This window comes from Olivibacter sitiensis DSM 17696 (assembly GCF_000427965.1).
Taxonomy (GTDB): domain Bacteria; phylum Bacteroidota; class Bacteroidia; order Sphingobacteriales; family Sphingobacteriaceae; genus Olivibacter; species Olivibacter sitiensis.
Window position 1 is genome coordinate 34,324 of record NZ_ATZA01000020.1, and the last position, 16,679, is coordinate 51,002.

A 16,679-nucleotide genomic window follows, 5' to 3' on the forward strand; every position below is an offset into this window, starting at 1 on the left:
ATGGAGAAGATTTTTAGGGGCATAATGCTATGCCTATTATGTACGGGACTATTATCTTGCGCGGATCGCAAAAGCAGTTATATCGTCGTTTCTAATGCCCTAGGAGTGGACAGAAAGGAGCTCGTAAGCATTGATTATGTCTCTTTTAAGGATGCTTTTGGAAGTGATACCGTGTTTCGTTTAATGGAACAGGGGTCTGGCAAGGAATTGCCGTATCAATTGGAAAGGCTTGGAGGGAAGGAGGTCAAGAATGTATTGGTATGGGTTGAGCTTGCTGCCAATGACAGTATTCGTATTGAAGTAGAAAAGGCAGCTGCGGCGCCTGTTGAAGCGCGGACCTATGCCCGTTACGTGCCGGAGCGAAAAGACGATTTTGCTTGGGAAAACGACAAAGTTGCCTTCCGTATGTATGGCAAGGCCTTAGAAGACTTTCCTGCAGAAAATGCACATGGCACCGATGTATGGGCCAAACGGACATCAAAATTGGTAGTGGATGAATGGTACAAGACCGGCGATTATCACCAGGATCATGGAGAAGGGTTGGATTATTATTCCGTAGGTTTGACCTTGGGAGCAGGAGATATTGCTCCTTTTGTGAACGGGAAGATTAGCTATCCTAAGCACTACAATCGATATGAATTGTTGGATAACGGACCATTGAGGAGTACGTTCAAGTTGTTTTATGAGCCTTGGAATGTAGGTGATAAGGAGGTGGTGGTAGAAAAAACGATCAGTATAGACGCTGGCTCTCAACTTAATAAAGTGGAGGCAGTATTCCGTTTTGATGGACAGGATGTACTGCCCGTGGTAGCAGGCATTGTATTGCGCGGCGATAAGGGGCAGGTTATAAAAGACCAAACCAAAGGCATTGCGGCCTATTGGGAGCCGCAACATGATGACGATGGGATTTTGGGAATAGCCGTACTCTCTGCCGTTCCTGCAACGAAGATATTCGAGGAGGAAGAACAGCTGTTGTCACTTTATACCGCTAGGAATGGAGAGCCCATCACCTATTATAATGGAGCGGCTTGGAATAAAGCCGGGAAGATAAAAACGGAGGAAGAATGGACAGAATACTTGGAGGACTATTTGCTCAGATTGAATCAACCATTGATTGTAACGGTTAAATAAAAATAAGAACATATATGGGAATAATTGATAGTTTCTCTTTGGAAGGCAAAATCGCCTTAGTGTCGGGATGCAAACGTGGCATAGGCAAGGGAATGGCCATCGCGCTGGCGCAAGCGGGTGCCGATATCATCGGCGTGTCGGCCTCTTTGGAGCTGGAGGGTAGCGAAGTGGCCCAAGCTGTACAGGCCGAAGGAAGGAAATTTTATGCATATCAATGTGATTTTTCGAATAGAGAGTCGTTATATCTATTCATAGGGAAGTTGAAGGTAGACCACCCTGTCATTGATATTTTGATCAATAATGCAGGTACGATACTACGCGAACCGGCAGTCAGCCATAGCGACGCCTACTGGGATGAGGTAATCGGCATCAATCAAACGTCGCAATTTATCCTCACGAGGGAAATAGGGCGAGATATGGTGGCCAGAGGGTATGGCAAGATTATTTTTACGGCTTCTCTGCTCACATTTCAAGGGGGCATTAATGTGCCGAGTTATGCGGCCTCCAAAGGGGCTGTTGGGCAGCTGACCAAGGCATTCGCCAATGAATGGGCTGGAAAGGGTGTGAACGTAAATGCAATAGCACCTGGATATATTGCCACGGATAATACAACAGCGCTTCGTGCTGATGAAGCTAGAAGTAGATCCATTTTGGAGAGAATACCTGCAGGCAGGTGGGGCACGCCAGAGGATTTCATGGGCCCCGTGGTGTTCTTGGCCTCCGATGCTTCGTCTTACGTACACGGCACCATTCTCACCGTCGATGGTGGATGGATGGGTAGGTAGATAGGGGTCGCAAAAACAAGATAGATTGGCATTAGGCGAGAGATTGCACTTCGTCGATTATCTGCATATAATACGCCTCATATTGAGGCAGAACATACTTCAGGTCGAAATCTTGAGCTCTCTTGAAGGCATTTTCCTTGAACTGGCTCAAGATCTCCTCATTGCTGAGGATGTATAGTGCATGTTGGGCCATGGCATCGATATCGCCTATAGGATCTATATATCCGGAGAATCCATCCTGATTTAGTTCTGGCAGGCCTCCCGCGTCGGACGAGATAACCGGTACATGGCAGGCCATGGCCTCCAAAGCAGCCAGCCCGAAGCTTTCGGATTCGGAAGGAATGAGAAAAAGATCGGATACAGATAGGATATCCTCAATGGCATCCTGTTTGCCTAGAAAACGGACGTCATTGCACACATCAAGCTCGCGGCAGAGTTGCTCCGAATAAACCCTATCTGGCCCATCACCCACCATAAGCAGCTTACAAGGGATCACATCCCTTACCTTGTGGAATACTCGAATGACGTCTTGGGTTCTTTTGACTTTCCTGAAATTGGAAGTATGTACCAAAATGCGCTCATTTTCCGGAGCAATCGCCTTTTTGAAATGGTCGGCACGTTTGCGATGGAAACGATTGAAATCTATAAAATTGTAAATGACTTTTATGTCGCGCTTGATGTCAAAGTGGGCAAAAGTATCCTCCCTAAGATTGTTTGATACCGCGGTGACACCATCCGATTTATTGATAGAGAAAGTAACCACGGGATTGTAGCTAGGATCTTTTCCCACCAAGGTAATATCTGTGCCGTGAAGGGTGGTGACGACAGGGATATGGATGCCATAAGTTGCCAGTATTTGTTTAGCCATGAAGGCAGCCGAAGCATGGGGAATAGCATAGTGAACGTGCAGGATATCCAGTTGCTCAAATCTTACTACATCTACCAGCTTACTTGCCAGCGCGAGTTCGTAAGGGGGGAAATCAAATAGGGGGTACTTGGAAATGCTTACTTCATGATAGAACAAGTTGGCGGAAAAGAAATCCAACCGCGCGGGCTGGCTATAGGTAATAAAATGCACCTGATGCCCATTCGCCGCAAGTGCTTTTCCCAACTCGGTGGCAACCACACCGCTTCCCCCAAAGGTAGGGTAGCATACTATTCCTATTTTCATTGATTTTTCTACTATATATTCAATAACAAACTATTCCGTAAAGGGTTCTGCTGGGTAATCAATCTTCTATAGAAATTCGATATGCCCCTAGACCACTAAGAAAAGCAAAGTAAAGGTATTTTTCTGCCAATAATGTTGTGCAGAAGTCACGTTTAATTTGCTTGGCCTGATGTTTTTCCACGCATGGCCAAATAGATCGCGTCTTCTATACGAGATCGGATATTCATTTGTAAAAGTTTGGTGCTGACTTCGGGATGAACCCTGTTTGAAAGAAATATGTAAGTCAGCTGATTGACTGGGTCTATCCAGATACAGGTACCGGTATAGCCCGTGTGGCCAAAGGTAGCTGGAGAGGCAAATTGCGATGGATAATGCTTTGTGGTGTCTGGATCCCATCTATCAAAGCCAAGCCCCCTGCGGCTCACCGCAGAATAGCGGGAAGTGAAGGCGTCGATGGTTTCTGGTTTCAGGTAGCGCTGCCCTCCGTAAGTCCCTTTGTTGAGCAATAGCTGACCGTACTTTGCTAAATCTGAGGCGGTGCTAAATAGTCCGGCATGGCCAGAGACGCCATCCACCATTGCCGCCCCCTGATCATGCACGTAGCCTTGTAGTAAGGTTTTGCGAAATTCCTGATCGTTTTCTGTGGGCACTATCTTTCCTTTTGGGAAAAATAGCCGCGGTTGGAAAGTACTATGGTACATGCCTAATGGTTTGTAAAAATCCTTTTTTACCAGTTCATTGAGTGCTTGGTGGGTCACCTGCTCAATGACGGCTTTCATCACGTACATGCTGATGTCGCTATAAACGTATTCGCCCTGTGTTTTCAAGGGTGATTCCATCATCTGTTTCCACATGACATCCTGAAAATAGCCCTTCCGTATATATATGCCATCGGCCAATTTGGTGGGATAAGCACTGGACGAATCCCTGCTCGTATCTTTTGGTTGCAAATTTTTATAGAAAGGGATAAAAGGGATGAAACCAGCTTGATGCAGCATTACATCGCGGAGCTTTACATTAGCCTTATCTTGGTAGTTTTTTCGTATATCCGGAAGATAGGTTCCCATTGTCTCATCCAGGTTTATTTTGCCTTCTTCTGTGAGGTGCATTACTTCCAACGTCGTGGCAGCTATTTTGGTGACGGAAGCCATATCGAAGAGATCGTCTACTTTTGTGGCTACTTGCTTGTCGTATGTATGATAGCCGTAAGCTTTCTCAAAAATGACGTTTCCATTGCGGGCTACCAAAACGACGGCACCGGGAAAGGCTCTCGCAGAGATTCCTTCCTGTACAATTTGGTCTATGCTATCTGTCATTAAGGTGCCATCTATACCCTCCGCTTCGGGTTTGCCATAACCCAACCGTGTTTTTTCGGTCGAAAAACCCATTCCAGCAAAATAATGCTCATTGATGTCTATTGGGAGCTTGTCTTTTATAGTAGTGCCGCCAAATAGTGCAGAGGCAACTTGAGAGGCACTCTCGGGCCGTGTATCATTTGTCCATATAGTGGGCAAGGAAGTTTTGTCAAATTGATTCAAGTAACTGAAATCGGCAAAGACTGCCAAAACCAAAGAGTTATTCTTGGTCAGGATAGATAACTTGTCTAACGTTTTTCTATTTATGTTATCCTGATCTATCGAGACAATGAACGTATTCCCCTTTTTTTCGGTATAATTATGCGCATCTTCCAAGGTAATGGATGCTACACTGTCGTATTTGGCCAGCTGTGGAAGGAGCGATAAATGGTCATCCTTACATAGATTGAGATAGAAAAATTGCTGATGATCCAAATCTGCAAATGGAATAGTTTGCCCCTCGTTGTGAAGCAGGATGAGGCTGGCTGACGGTGCTTGTTCGGTTTTTTGTTTCACTTGGGCGCAGGCCGTCAATATGGGAAGGATGAAGAGCGCAATAATGTATAGTCGATAAGTGAGGACTTTCATGGAATGTGTGGTTTTGTATTTTGTATATATGTGTAAAAATAAGACTTTAAAGTAAAATTACGTTAAGTAGCCATACTGTCGGTTGGAAAATTTTCCAGTAAATTGAACAAGCTCTCAAAAATGTGGTTAATTTGCTGCATGGCAATGCTACATTCAAAAGGGCTGGATGGAATATTAAGAGAACTGTCAAGTAGCTTAGAGGCCTATTTCATCCCATTTCTTTTGGCACGCGCCACCTATTATTTACAATGTGTTGGCCACCGTTTTGCCATTGTTTTTTATTTTCGTGACGCCGATACACTACAAAATGCTATGCTCGCCGAAAGTAACCAAACCGCTCATATTGTGTATATCTATGAAGACGACTGGCGGAATAAGCAGGCCATTATCATCGGCAGGTTGATGGCATATGTGGGGAAGGCTGTACGAATACATGCAAGGGCGTGTTCGGTTGTTCGACTTGACAAACAGTGCACAATCGACTTTTTGCGGGAAAACCATTTGCAGGTACCGCTGGCAGGCAAGTACCGATATGGATTGACGTATAAAGAGCAGCTAGTAGCTATAGCTGTTTTTAGTGGCGCTCGCAGAATGCACAAGGAACATGGCAGCCAACATAGATCTTTTGAACTGATACGCAATTGCAATAAAAATGGTAGCCTGGTGGTAGGCGGTCTTAGCAAATTGATAAAGCACTTTGTGAAGGATTTCAGGCCCAATGATGTTATGACCTATGTGGATAGGGACTGGTCCGACGGGTCTGCATTTGCCAAGCTAGGTTTTGTGCTAGCAGGTGTTACGGAGCCACACGGTTTTTGGGTAGACGGGCGGACTTGGGTAAGGACCGAACAAAATAGAATAGACAAGGATCGCTTTGACAGGGAGAATTTTTATTGCCTAAGAAATAGAGGCAGTCTGAAAATGATCTATCACATAGATTAACCCTTATCTTGAAGAATGTTATCAACGCAGATGGTTAAGAAATTGATTGTTATCTTGGGTCCCACAGCTTCTGGAAAGACAGCGCTGGCGGTGGCATTGGCCAAACGTTGCAATGGAGCGATCATCAGTGCAGACTCCCGTCAGGTATATAGGGGAATGGACATCGGGACGGGAAAGGATTTGGCGGAGTATGGAGACGTACCCCATTATCTCATTAATATTAGGGAAGCCGGAGAAAGCTATAACGTAGCGCATTTCCAAGACGATTTTGCCGATGCATATGAGGATATCCTTGCAAAAGGAAAGCAGCCAATATTATGCGGAGGAACAGGGCTTTATATCCAATCTGTACTGCAGCAATATTCGTTTTTGCACGTGCCAAAAAATGTGGTATTACGTAAGCGGTTGGAACAGGAAGATACGGAACAGCTGACCAAATTGTTTGTATCGTTGCCACAGCCGCCTTCTTTCAAAGCCGATATCGGTACTAGAAAGCGATTGATAAGAGCGATAGAAATCGCGGAATGGTCGCGCGAGCACCATTTTGTGCCAATCGAAAAGGATACCATGGATTATATGGTTTTTGGTTTGGCATTGCCTGTTGATATCCGTAGAGAGCTGATCAGTCAACGCCTCGATAAGAGGTTGCAGCAAGGTTTGACAGAGGAAGTTGCGCAATTGCAAAAAAATGGTGTGTCGGCAGATCAATTGCTGTTCTATGGCCTTGAATATAAGTACATCACCTTATATCTATCGGGAGTGTTGACTTTCGACGCTTTTTACGAAAAGCTGAAAACGGAGATACATCGTTTTGCAAAAAGGCAAATGACCTATTTTAGGAAAATGGAAAAGGACGGCTTATCTATTCATTGGCTAGATGGCCTGCAATCGGTAGAGGATAATGTAAGGCAGATATTGTCGCTAATGTATCAATCCTAATTGTTTTTTACCGATGTGTTTTTGCTCCCTTGCTCTTCAGCGGCTTCATTCTCTTCATTACCCTCTTCTTGTTCCTCTACCTTTTTTTTCGGAGGTGTTTCATCTTTTTGATCGGATCTTATGTTCTCTGGGATAGGAGATTGAGAAGGTGCGGCTACGCCATTAATGACTTCTTCCTTGCTCTTGGGCCTGTTCTCCGGTTTCCAAATGAAACCGGGCAGCACTTCTTTATCCTCCGGGATCAGGCCCACGGGATAGTATACCCATTCAGGCTTCCGTATATCGATCATATCGGAAATCTCGTTGTTGTCAAAGAGGATTTTTTTACGGCTACTGACACTGGTCATCATGCCTGTGATTTTATTTTGGTCTACCGAGTAGTAGTTGCTTTGTGCATTTCCGTCTATGTACATCACGTCCAATTTGTTGTTGGTAAAGAATCCAGAGATTTTTCGACCCTTAACTTGGTTGAACTTGGTGCTGTCTCCTTCTGCACTTACGATAAAGGCATTTGTTTTCAGAAACATATTGTCGAGTTGCTGGTTTTTCAGCTGCATGTATATAGTGTCGCCAGATAACTGCGAGCCTTGGGACCATATCATCGGATTGCCAAAGCAGCGTATCACCGAATCGGGATAACCATAGAACGCCGAATCGGCCCTAGCTTGAAGGTCCGACTTGAATATGCGCATATTATGGTAAGCCATTACGATGCGGGTACGTGCCGTATCGGCAATGGCGGTGCTGTCGCTTTTTTGGGCTGGTTGCTCAAGGGCCTTCTCTTTCGCTTTTATGTACGAACTGTCTGCTTCGCCCACTTTGGGGATGTAGGACTGTAGCATCATCGCGCTATCGGCCTTGAGGTGCTCGCCAATATCTGCTCTCAAGGATGCCGGCATGGTGTCTTTGTTTGCTTTCACTATGGCAGGGGCAAGAACCTTCTTAGTAGTATCTACCGCCCTTACCGTTGAGTCGATTTTTTTTGCAATAGAAGTGCTATCAAGGGCCTCGGGCGGTCTTGATAAACTGTCAAGGCCATGCTGTGTTCTGCTGCTGTCGCCAGTGAGCTGATTCGTGTCGAGCGAGAGGCTATCTTGCAAGTTGGGGCGTTCTACCTGGTCCTGCGAGCTTGGAAGAATATCTGCAGGATCTTCCTCTTCACCCATACCGAAGGAATCTCCTTCGTCTTCCTCTATCTCCCCGCCATCTCGCGATATGTTCAGGTTTAAAGATTGGTAGTCTTTCAATAAAATGATCTTGGAATACAACGTATCGGCAGACATGAAAGCGGAATCTGTCTTGATTTCCGTTTTTTGTGGCGTGAGCAAGGAATCTGGTGGTGTACCAATGCTATCTGTTGCTATGCTGTCCTGAGCTGCTTCGGGCGACGATGAGCTGTCTGATGTGGTAATGATGGTGAGGTAGGCATTCTGGGTCATTGTAATGCTTTCGTCTACTTCACGATATAGCCCTAGTTGCCCGTTCATGATGATTTTCTCCGCAGTGTCTATAAACTCAACATTTTTCACTGCCCTGCCTATGCCCGCTTTCCCGTCGTAATATAAGCTATCGCCCTTGAGAAATTTGGAACCTTCGGTATAAAGGTTGTTCTTGCCGAATCGGGCTAAATCAGTTTCCGTATGGTAATTGCCATTTTCCGTGTACAGGTTCCCGTCACTATTGCCTTTTATGTTCGTGGGACCATAGAAATAGGCCATCTTGCGTGGTGAATTGTATCGCAATGTGTCGGTAAAAATCTTTGTCCTGGGTGTTCTGACCACCACATTGTACCTGAAATAGGCATCTTGCGAATTTTCGAAATAGGTGGCGTTTCTGCTGGTCAGGGTATCGGTGGTGTTTACAATGCGCCCCCCATTTGTATAGGTCCCAATCTTTGTGTTCAGGTTGTATGTCAAATGATTGGTAGTTAATACGTTTTGTTTGTCTACCATGCGGACATTGTTGGTGAGTATGGCAATCCTGCTGGCCTTTATATAGTGGAGCTTGTCGGCATAGACAATGGTGCCATTAGGTTGCGTAATGACCACATTTCCATTCGCATCAAAGAAGCCAGCTTTGTCGTCATAGTCGGCACTATCAGCCGATAGCGTGCTACCTTCATGTAAGAATACAGGATGGTAAATCCTTTCTACCCCCCATTCTTCATGGTATTCGGACCTGTCTGAACTAATGATCTTGACAGTTTTTTGCGCCATTGCTGCAAAAGGGAAAAGGAAACAGACCAAAAGCAAATAGAAGATCTTTCTCACAGGTGCAAACTTAAAGAAAATTAGGTTCTCTGCTTATCATTTTAGTTTTTTTAACATGTGTGAAACGGGTCGGCACTATTTGAAAATCCTTATCTTTGAGCAATGAATTGGGTGAAAGAATTTCTTGGCTTTATACATGATAATTATCTTTTGGATCCTGACGATAAGGTGCTGTTGGCCGTCAGTGGTGGAAGGGATTCTATGTTAATGGCCTATCTTTTTGCCCAATCCCCCTTTGCGTTCGGCGTTGCCCATTGCAATTTCGGGCTACGGGGCGAAGAGTCTGATGGGGACGAAGAACTGGTTCGCAGCTGGAGCGAGGATTTGGGAGTGCCATTCCATGTGAAGCGATTTGACACCAAGAGGTACGCACAGGATATGAAGATCTCCACACAAATGGCTGCCCGCAATCTTCGATACGAATGGTTCAGTGAGTTGATGAAATCGGAGGGTTACAACAAATTGGCCGTTGCTCATCACAAAAACGACAGCGTGGAAACGGTATTGCTCAACCTTTGTCGCGGAACTGGGCTTACGGGCCTACATGGCATCCTTGTGGCAAGGAACCATATTGTAAGACCTCTCCTGTACTTGTCTAGGCAAGATATTGATCGGGCTATTATGGAATTGGCGGTTACTTATCGCGAAGATTCTTCCAACCTGTCCGATAAATATGCCAGAAATCGCATCCGATTGCAGGTGATTCCAGAACTGAAAAAGATAAACCCTTCATTGGAAAATACCTTTGAAAAAAACATTGCGCGGTTTGGTGAGGTGGAAGAGCTATTGGACATCCTCAAGGAGGACGTCATGAAGCGACTCTTAGTCCCGAAAGAAGTGGGCTTTGATATAGATATAGCGGAGTTGAAAGCACTCCGACCGCTTAAGTTGATGAGCTATATGCTTTTTTCGGATTTTGGTTTTTCAGAGGCTACCATCGATGATTTGTTAACTTTATTGGAAAAAGAGCCACAGTCTGGCAAGCACTTTAGCAGTTCAAAATTCCAGCTATGGCTAGACAGGGGAAAGCTGCAATTGCGCCAGAAAGAAGAGGATATTGCCGCTGAGCAAAAAACTCTGGGCTTGGGAGAACGGATTGTTTGGAAAGGAAGCAAGTTGGGCTTAAGTCCCTTAGGCGATATTTGTGCCGAACAAGCATGTAAGGCAATATCGGTAGACGCAGACAAGCTTGTTCTGCCGTTGGAGATCAGATCATGGCAACAAGGGGATTATTTTCGACCATTTGGCATGCGCGGGACAAAGAAGATCAGCGATTTCTTTGTTTCGGTGAAATTGCCGCGTTCAGAAAAACAACAGGTTCCGCTTGTAGTAAATGGCAACGGTGATATTATTTGGGTGGCTCCTTTCCGGATGGACAACCGTTTTCGGGTGCAGCCAAGCACAAATAAAATTTATAACTTAACTTTTGAGAAATATGAGCAATAGGCCTTTGTTTACAGAAAATCAATATTTGGGAAGAGATAGGATTTGGTTGTCTGTTCGCTTGATATTGTCGCTGTTTTGCTTCGCGGCCTATTATATCAGCACTGAGCGAGAACGGAGCAACCAGATTTTCCTTATTGTGGGCTGCGGTATACTTGTTGTGAGCATCATCATGATGTATGTATTGCATTATCGTATTACGGTGATCAACAAGAGCATCATATTACAAGGATTGTGGACCACTAGGCTCGTAAAAATAGACTTAAACAGTATTGAAAAGATAGAAGCTGCTCCCTATAGTAGCTATTTTATCAATAATCCGGTTTACAATTTACATCAGAAGGGAAAAATCAAATTCTACGCTTCGGGCAATGATGCCATATGGTTGACAGATTATGACGGGCTTGTTTACATCATAGGCACACAACGTGCCCAAGAGTTTTTGCAGGCCATTGAGCAGGCCAAGAAATCGTAATATTATTGTCAGTAATGTTTTTTATAGGGGAGGCAATGCAATATATGTAAAGGCTTTTTCGTATAATTGTTCGTATTGCCTCTTCGTAAGGCGGTATGTCTTTGACGTTTTTTATTGTGCATCTTGCCGTCGAAGAATGATTTTTGGATTTTTTGCTTTATAATTTTTACTTTTTAAAATGCTTCTATTAAAGGTTCTATTTATAGCTATTTTGATTATGTGGATAGTACGCATACTTTTTTTGCGGCTATTGCCATATTTACTGGCTAAGTTCTTCGTCAATCTTCAGCGCAAGGCCCAATATCAACAGCAGGGATATGGATATACGGGGCAAAATAACGGAAGCTATGCCCATACGAGGGATGACTATACACGAGCTAGCCAGCAAGGCAAGGTGAAAATTGACTATATACCACCACAGGCAAAGCGCAAAGCGAGCACGAATAATGCTGGCGAGTTTGTAGACTATGAGGAAATCAAATAAAAGTATATAAAATTATATGATAAAGAAGGGCCTCGTTTTGCGAGGCTTTTTCTGTTTAGTATAAATGGCGGCATGTTCTTAGCCGCTATCTTTCATCGATTTATGTCTCTTTAATCGGAATGAAAGGCTGATAAGTGTATTTGCGTGGCACTTTTGTCATTTGCATATGAAAGGCAATTTATCTATGTTTGGCCTTTAGCAAAAAATAATCGACATTAGATGAAGACCTGGTTTAACCGCAATAAAGTCCACTTTGCCATTATCGGCATTTTTATCGCTATTTGTTTTGTCTATTTTATGCCCATATGGCAGGGTAAAGTGTTGCAACAAACCGATGTGACGCAGGCTCAAGCCATGCAACATGAGATCATGACCTTCAAGGAAAAGGACGGCAAGGCGCCTCTTTGGACCAACGCTATGTTTAGCGGCATGCCGTCATACCAGATATGGGTCTCTTTCCCGAAAAATATCGGTACACACATCATGTCTTTTTTCAAAACGGTGGTACCCTATCCCATGGATGCGGTACTGTTTTACCTCATCGGCGCCTATATATTGTTCTCCGTATTGAAAATCAGGCCTTGGCTGGCGGCCGTGGGAGCGGTTGCATTTGCATTTACGTCTTATAATTTTATTTATATCGAGGCTGGACATGCCAGTAAAGCCTATGCTATCGGATTCTTTGCACCTGTTTTGGCTGGCGTGATACTGTCCCTTCGCGGAAGGTATATTTTAGGTGCTTCTTTATTGGCTTTTGCATTGGCTTTAGAGATCCGTGTTAATCATATACAAACCACTTATTACCTCTTCATAGCCATATTGATCTTGATGATTATCGAATTGGTATATGCTATTAAGACGAAGGCGTTGCTTGGTTATTTCAAATCGGTAGCCTTTATGTTCGTTGCCGCGATGATTGCCCTAGGTGTCAATGCAGGTCTGTTATTGACGACTTATGAATACAGTCATGAATCTATTCGTGGGAAAGCCAATATCGCCAATGACGGGAAGGAAGCTAACCAGCAAGGTGTAGACCGCGATTATGCTTATAGGTGGAGCCAAGGAGTAGGGGAGTCTATCACTTTCCTTATCCCCAATGCCTATGGGGGCGGCATGAGGTCTTTGCTAGACGAAGATTCAGAGGTTGCAAAGGTATTGGCCAGCCGAGGTATTCCAGCTGGCCAGGCAAAGTCTATTGGCACCTATTGGGGCGATAAGCCTTTTACCTCTGGTCCTTGGTACTTTGGAGCGATTGTGATCTTTTTGTTCGTTCTTGGTTTGTTTATTGTGAAGGGAAAGTTCAAGTGGTGGATTCTAGCAGCCACCTTGCTAAGTGTATTTCTCTCCTTCGGTAGGCACCTGCCCTTTATTTCGGATCTTTTCTTCGATTATTTCCCGCTATACAAGAGTTTCCGGGCGGTAGAGTCCAACTTAGTGGTCGCATCTTTTCTTATTCCCATACTGGCTGTTGTGGCCGTGGAGCAGTTGTTGGTTGATAAAAAGAATATCGTCAACTTAGACAAGAAGTTTTTATATGCTTTGGGAATTGTGGGGGGCATTACCTTGTTGGTGTGGTTTGTGCCCTCGCTGTTCTTCGATTTCAGGAATGCCGATCACAATGAGCTTGTGCAGAACATTGCGCAGCAGTCTGGGGATAATGGTTTTGCACAGTCCTTGGGTAATGCGCTCATACAAGACCGCATTGGCATAGCGCAAAAGGATGCGTTTCGTTCCCTGGCATTTGTGCTCTTGGCCGCAGGCCTCATATGGCTGTATATCAAGAATAAGCTGCAGGCCAGTTTCTTAGTGTTCGGGTTGGGTATTTTGATATTGATTGATATGTGGGGCGTGGATAACCGCTATCTGAATAAGGAGAGTTTTGTAGATAAATCCGTCATGGCCAATCAAATCAAACCGCGGGAAGTGGACGAATTGATCATGATGGACAAGGACCCCAATTATCGCGTATTGGATCTCACCGACCAATATAACGGCCCATTCAATACGGCTACTTATGCCTATTACCATAAGATGATAGGAGGCTATCATGCGGCAAAGCTTATGCGTTATCAGGAATTGATTGAGAATCAGTTTTCCAAATCCATCAACGAAGATGTGCTGGATATGCTGAATACGCGTTATTTGATCGTGAACGATCGTCAGAATAATTCGCAAAGGATACAAAGGCGCTCCTCCGCATTGGGCAATGCGTGGTTTGTTGATAAAATCACCTATGTAAAAGATGATCAGCAAGAGATGGACGGCATCAACAGTTTTGATCCAAGAAGGGAAGCTTTCGTTAACGAAGCCTATAAGCCACAAATAGAGGGCAAGAAACTCGGATTAGCCACCAATGGCAGCATCGCATTGACCAGTTACAGGCCAGATTATTTGGTATACGAATATTCCGTGCCCAATAATGTGTTTGCCGTATTCTCTGAAATTTATTACAGTAAAGGATGGAAGGCTTTTGTAGACGGCGAAGAGACGCCTATTATGCGCGCGGATTACCTATTGCGTGCTCTACAGCTTCCAGGAGGTAACCACAAAATTGAGTTTAAGTTTGAACCGCAGTCTTATTATACGGGCGAAACCATTTCGCTGATAGCGTCCATTGTTCTGATTATAGGACTCGCTCTTGGTATATGGTTGGAATCCAAGAGAGATAAGGGAAAAGTAAAATCGGCATAAACGCCTATCAGTCGTTTGTTCGGCCATGCTTGATGTAGTAGCCGAGCAAGTTGAATGCAATGATAACGTGGTTGAGGATGGTGGGAAGAAAGCCATAATGCCTACAGAATATTGTAAAGCGTTCTTTGAGGCTCTGCCAGTGCCTCTTCTTTGACATTCCGCCTACAAGGTATTTTGCCACATAGCGGTGGGTATTGATTATTGTTTGTGCCTTTTTTGCCGCCTTGATGATCCAATCGATGTCTGCGCTTAACGTATAACGACGGTCGTAGGGTGTGGTAATGCTTCTTTTGATATATATGGCTTGATGACTTATGTTCATGCCATATTTGAAACTTTTCCAATCGAACTTATCGGGACTTTTATGTCTCCTCCTTCCGAGGCTATGTCCGTTGTCATCTATCATTTCGGTTTCGCCATAGTAGATGTCTGCATCGGGATAGGTAGCAAAGACCTTTTCGACCGTATCCTTTTCATAGATTTCGTCTCCCGAATTCATGAATAGCACGTACTTGCCCGTGGCCATTCTAAGCCCTTTGTTCATAGCGTCATATATGCCGCTGTCTTTTTCGCTGACAAGCGTGTGTATTTGTGGTTTATACTTGTCTAAGATGGCTAGTGTGCCATCTGTAGAGGCGCCGTCAATAATTATGTATTCGATATATGGGTAATAGCTTTGCTCGATGACGCTCTGTATAGTCCGTTCTATATCCCTTGCGTTGTTGTACACAACGGTGATGACGCTGAGTAAAGGTGTATGTAATCTGGGTATAGACATATGGACTCCGAAATTTTTTGTCAATATTTTATAAACTGACTCCAGAAGCTAGGCTCATATTTTTGCCAGGCGTGGCATCCCATTGGAAGCTGTTCATTAATAAGTTCAAAGGACTTTCGCGGAGACCTTTCAAAAGCAAAATGAAGCGCTTCCCTTGCATTTGGTTTTTTAAAGGGCACGAACAAGGTCCACAGCACGTCTTCATTTTTTGGCAGGAATATAAATAGGAATCGCGTCCATTTGCTCCAAGCAAGGTGGCTCTTCACCTTCCTCAGGGATAGTCCGCCATTGCCCACTTTGTTCACTAATTTGCTGGAAAGATTGATAATCGGCTTTTTGCCAGATGTGATGGGAGGAGCCTCAAGCCATGGTGCTCCTACGTAATCATATCCCTTTCCTGTCCACAGCGCGAGCTCATCTCGAAACACCCAGGCATCGAGTTGGTATAACAAAATGTATTCATATGTTAGAAAACGTTTATAAAAGAGACGGCTCACTAACAGTCGGCTGTAACTTGTTATGTCTAGGAAATATTCGTTTGGAAAGCGCTCTATGATCAATGGCTTTTTTGCCAATGTTTCGTAATAGGTGGTGTTTAAAGATTGCGGCACGACGAGTACTATTGGATAGCCTACCAAGATATCCATGCATTGCCAAAATGAACGCTTTTCGACTGGGTCGGCGATCTCTTTATATACGGGAATAACAATGGCTACTTTGTGATTCTCTTCCATTGGTTTGTCAAGAATTTCTTTCCTCGTTTGATCCACGACCCTTTTCTGTGCTTATAAAAATGCTTGGTAGCCTCTACTGCTTCTGGACACTCCTCGATGACGTTTGGAAAAGATATTATGGGCTTGTTGGCCATGCTTACCCTGTAAGTATCTTCAATGATAGAATGTACTCCGCTGCCATCGTGACCTATATTTTCGATTAACGATTCCCTTGGGTATAATACTAAACCATCGTTTAGGAATACGGATGCATGCCATCGTATGGCCCAAGAATCGTTTTTCCCTTTTTTAAAGTCCATCAACTGTTTCCAGTAGTTCATGCTGCCGTTGAAGGTAAAGCGAGCTTTCTTTTCTTTGTTGAATTTCTGGTAAAGGGATTCAATATCGGGGTTAAACTTGTCCCATGCCCTTTTCCAGGTGGCCCAGCCCCAGCTATTGGTAGAACGCATAAAAAAACTCTCGGGAAGTTTGTCCGTTTGAGTAAGTGGAAAGTTATATGCAGCGATTTGCATGACACGTTCTTCCTGTATATAGCGCTCCAATGCTTCGTTAAAGTATTGCAGGGTATAGGGAGATGTGAGCAAATCGTCTTCCAGGACAATGATCTTCCCGTATTCGTTCACCAAACCACTAATGCCATCAATGATGGAATTGGCAAGTCCCATATGTGTGTCCCGCGTTATCAGCTTAACAGATCTAAACCCCTCTATATGTCGGACTTCATTTCTGGTTTCTTGCACTTTTTGCTCGTCGCCCGAGGTCTTAGCTGCATCGGAAAATATGTATAATCTACTATCTCCGCTCAACGTGTTCTTACGGAGGTATTGGAGGGTTCGCCGTGTATGCTCTGGACGGTTATATATAAAAAGGGCTATGGGCGCGAGATTTTGCAT

At 44.3% G+C, this 16,679-nt stretch carries 14 protein-coding genes; 8 read left to right on the forward strand and 6 right to left on the reverse strand.

The annotated features are described in order from the left end of the window. The gene (locus A37S_RS0111885) at nt 1–1,131 is read left to right on the forward strand and encodes a DUF4861 family protein (protein WP_028297177.1); all 1,131 of its coding nucleotides are present in this window, start codon (nt 1–3) and stop codon (nt 1,129–1,131) included. 20 nt (nt 1,132–1,151) lie between these two features. Next, on the forward strand, nt 1,152–1,916 hold the full coding sequence (locus tag A37S_RS0111890) for an SDR family oxidoreductase (protein ID WP_169719487.1): 765 nt from the start codon (nt 1,152–1,154) through the stop codon (nt 1,914–1,916). Between the two features lie 31 nt (nt 1,917–1,947). Here the strand turns inward: A37S_RS0111890 and bshA are convergent, their stop codons facing one another. Next, nucleotides 1,948–3,087 (reverse strand): N-acetyl-alpha-D-glucosaminyl L-malate synthase BshA, encoded by a 1,140-nt coding sequence (bshA, locus tag A37S_RS0111895; protein WP_028297179.1) that lies wholly within the window; start codon nt 3,085–3,087, stop codon nt 1,948–1,950. Nucleotides 3,088–3,239: 152 nt separating this feature from the next. Further along, nucleotides 3,240–5,030: a serine hydrolase domain-containing protein gene (locus A37S_RS0111900; protein WP_028297180.1), complete on the reverse strand. Its 1,791-nt coding sequence runs from the start codon at nt 5,028–5,030 to the stop codon at nt 3,240–3,242. 144 nt (nt 5,031–5,174) lie between these two features. Here A37S_RS0111900 and A37S_RS26270 point away from each other — a divergent pair, with 144 nt between their 5' ends. Continuing rightward, entirely contained in the window at nt 5,175–5,972 is a 798-nt protein-coding gene (locus A37S_RS26270; protein ID WP_157278606.1) for a hypothetical protein, read from the forward strand. A gap of 30 nt (nt 5,973–6,002) precedes the next feature. After that, a complete protein-coding gene (gene miaA, locus A37S_RS0111910) occupies nt 6,003–6,911 on the forward strand; it encodes a tRNA (adenosine(37)-N6)-dimethylallyltransferase MiaA (RefSeq protein ID WP_036602350.1) in 909 nt (302 codons plus the stop codon). On the opposite strand, the gene A37S_RS24510 is transcribed toward miaA, so the two are convergent. Further along, nucleotides 6,908–9,181, reverse strand: coding sequence for an OstA-like protein (locus tag A37S_RS24510; RefSeq protein ID WP_169719486.1), 2,274 nt, complete (start codon nt 9,179–9,181; stop codon nt 6,908–6,910). The two genes, miaA and A37S_RS24510, sit on opposite strands and share 4 nt — an antisense overlap. 102 nt (nt 9,182–9,283) lie before the next feature. Here A37S_RS24510 and tilS point away from each other — a divergent pair, with 102 nt between their 5' ends. From tilS to A37S_RS0111935, 4 genes are all read left to right on the forward strand, one after another. After that, nucleotides 9,284–10,627: a tRNA lysidine(34) synthetase TilS gene (gene tilS / locus A37S_RS0111920; protein ID WP_028297182.1), complete on the forward strand. Its 1,344-nt coding sequence runs from the start codon at nt 9,284–9,286 to the stop codon at nt 10,625–10,627. Then, complete coding sequence (locus A37S_RS0111925; protein WP_028297183.1) at nt 10,617–11,099, forward strand: hypothetical protein; 483 nt, start codon at nt 10,617–10,619, stop codon at nt 11,097–11,099. Before tilS ends, A37S_RS0111925 begins: the two co-directional genes overlap by 11 nt. A 178-nt stretch (nt 11,100–11,277) precedes the next feature. Beyond that, nucleotides 11,278–11,583, forward strand: a complete 306-nt coding sequence (locus A37S_RS24515; protein ID WP_036602351.1) for a DUF4834 family protein — start codon at nt 11,278–11,280, stop codon at nt 11,581–11,583. Between the two features lie 219 nt (nt 11,584–11,802). Then, nucleotides 11,803–14,274, forward strand: a complete 2,472-nt coding sequence (locus tag A37S_RS0111935) for a YfhO family protein (protein ID WP_028297184.1) — start codon at nt 11,803–11,805, stop codon at nt 14,272–14,274. Between the two features lie 7 nt (nt 14,275–14,281). Here the strand turns inward: A37S_RS0111935 and A37S_RS0111940 are convergent, their stop codons facing one another. Genes A37S_RS0111940 through A37S_RS0111950 form a run of 3 tightly spaced genes read right to left on the reverse strand, consistent with a single transcriptional unit; the run spans nt 14,282 to nt 16,679 of the window. After that, nucleotides 14,282–15,052, reverse strand: coding sequence for a glycosyltransferase family 2 protein (locus A37S_RS0111940; RefSeq protein WP_036602352.1), 771 nt, complete (start codon nt 15,050–15,052; stop codon nt 14,282–14,284). A gap of 20 nt (nt 15,053–15,072) precedes the next feature. Further along, the gene (locus A37S_RS0111945; protein WP_028297186.1) at nt 15,073–15,786 is read right to left on the reverse strand and encodes a DUF5672 family protein; all 714 of its coding nucleotides are present in this window, start codon (nt 15,784–15,786) and stop codon (nt 15,073–15,075) included. Continuing rightward, nucleotides 15,765–16,679, reverse strand: a complete 915-nt coding sequence (locus tag A37S_RS0111950) for a glycosyltransferase (protein ID WP_028297187.1) — start codon at nt 16,677–16,679, stop codon at nt 15,765–15,767. Before A37S_RS0111950 ends, A37S_RS0111945 begins: the two co-directional genes overlap by 22 nt.